Annotated in this window: 1 protein-coding gene; it reads right to left on the bottom strand. The window is 65.0% G+C overall.

Annotated features, from left to right (window positions below):
- On the bottom strand, positions 1–400 hold a 400-nt coding region (locus N826_RS39300), incomplete at both ends, for a 4Fe-4S dicluster domain-containing protein (RefSeq protein WP_044438129.1).

Raw genomic sequence — 400 nt, 5'->3', positions numbered from 1 at the left:
CCCTTCGGGCAGGTCCGGGTGCAGTTCATGATGGTGTGGCAGCGGTACAGGCGGAACGGGTCTTCCAAAGCGTCCAGACGCTCGCCGGTATACTCGTCGCGGCTATCGGCAATCCAGCGAAAAGCCTGAAGGAGCACGGCCGGGCCCAGGTAGCGCTCACCGTTCCACCAGTAGCTGGGGCAGCTCGTGGTGCAGCAGAAGCACAGGATGCACTCGTAGAGGCCGTTGAGCTTCTCGCGCTCTTCCGGGCTCTGGAGGCGTTCCCGGTCCGGCGGGGCAGGCGACTGGGACTGGAGCCACGGCTTGATCGAGGCGTACTGGGCATAGACCTGGCTCAGGTCGGGGACCAGATCCTTGACCACCTTCATGTGCGGCAGCGGGTAGATCGCGACGTCGGCCT

This window comes from Skermanella aerolata KACC 11604, from assembly GCF_000936425.1.
Lineage (GTDB): Bacteria > Pseudomonadota > Alphaproteobacteria > Azospirillales > Azospirillaceae > Skermanella > Skermanella aerolata.
This window is presented reverse-complemented; position numbering and strand designations above follow the sequence as displayed.